This is a genomic window from Campylobacter sp. CNRCH_2014_2452, assembly GCF_025772865.1.
GTDB classification, from domain to species: domain Bacteria; phylum Campylobacterota; class Campylobacteria; order Campylobacterales; family Campylobacteraceae; genus Campylobacter_D; species Campylobacter_D lari_D.
The window spans coordinates 1-1382 of sequence record NZ_JAKMSX010000027.1; the positions used below are offsets into that span (position 1 = coordinate 1).

Here is a 1382-nt window from a genome sequence, read left to right on the forward strand (position 1 = left end):
TCACTATAAGCAATGTGAGATCAATATAGAAAAAATCAAGGAGTTGAATCAGTGATTTTATCTGCTAATTTTTTGAGTTTCACAATATACTACTTTCTTTTGGATTTCTAGTATATGTTGTGACAACATATCGTTTATTGAAATTACCATTCCAAAAGCTTAGATAATCTAGTGATAGATTCTAACAATGATGGTTTTAATGATACTTGTAATTCTTCAATACCACCTGCAAACAATTGCGTTAAAAGTAGGAAAGTATGTCCATTTAATGAAGAAAGAGAATGTGTTTTAACAGATAATAAGTATCAATGTTCTCCGTTTCCTTGCATAGAAGGTGCTAGCGATATTGAAGATGATGATGCTCAAGTTGGTATTAATGATGAAAATAATAATGGTTGGGAATATGATGGTTCTTATAGAGGACAAATTTTTATCTTTAATAAAAAAGATAATAGATGTCGCTCTAAAGACAAATTTTTTGGCTTAACTGGTGGTGGTTGCTGTGATAAAGATAAAGTATTTATAGGGCTTGTACCTTGTAAAGAAGATGAAAAAAAGCTAGCAAAACTCAATAAGCAAAATAGATGTGTAGAAGTTGGTGAATATTGCTCTAAAAAAATTAAATTCATAGCTTGTATTCAGCATAAAAAAACACATTGTTGTTTTAATTCAAAATTAGCAAGAATATTTAATGAACAAGGACGCCCACAAATTGGAAGAGGTTGGGGTTCTCCAAAGAGTCCTGATTGTAGAGGATTTACTCCAGAAGAATTTCAAAAGTTAGATTTTAGTGAAATAGATTTAAGTGATTTTATTGCTGATATTGTTGGAAGTATTGATGTAGATAAAATACAAGCTGATTCTATAAAAATACAAGAAAAGGTTGAAAGCAATCTTGAGAATTTAACAAGAAAACCTACTAATTAAAAAGAAAAATAAAATTATAGAAAGGAGATAGAGTTTAGTTAAAAGTTTGTTTGGTAAGCCAAAGGGATTATCCTAAACCCTGCAAAAGCAGGGGGTACTCAATGAGCCTTGACATAGCAAAGTGTTAAGAGTATAATTATAAGGATAATTTTTGTTAGCATTATGCTCACCTCCCTTCTGGGCGGTAAATTAACGCTAAAGGGTTGCGCCCCTTTGGCGTTGCACCCTTAATATAATTATATCAAACAAACTCTTTAACTTCTTTAATACAATTGATGAAAAGATTTTACATTTTATTCCTTAGTGCTTTAATTTTTGCACCTTCTTTATTATTTGGTGCTACAAATATAGATGATAATCATATTATCTTTACTTGGGGCTATGGTGAAGTAGCAAATGATATTTTACAAGTTATAAAAGATGTTATATTTTTGCTTCAATTAACTAATAAAAGT

At 30.0% G+C, this 1382-nt stretch carries 1 protein-coding gene and 1 pseudogene; both read left to right on the forward strand.

Annotation, left to right across the window (positions count from 1 at the left end; translation table 11 throughout):
* The first annotated feature begins 171 nt into the window (after window positions 1-171).
* Complete coding sequence (gene traN / locus L8X38_RS08360) at window positions 172-927, forward strand: conjugal transfer protein TraN (RefSeq protein WP_263661766.1); 756 nt, start codon at window positions 172-174, stop codon at window positions 925-927.
* Window positions 928-1202: 275 nt separating this feature from the next.
* Window positions 1203-1382, forward strand: a pseudogene (locus L8X38_RS08365) (hypothetical protein); the annotation flags it as partial.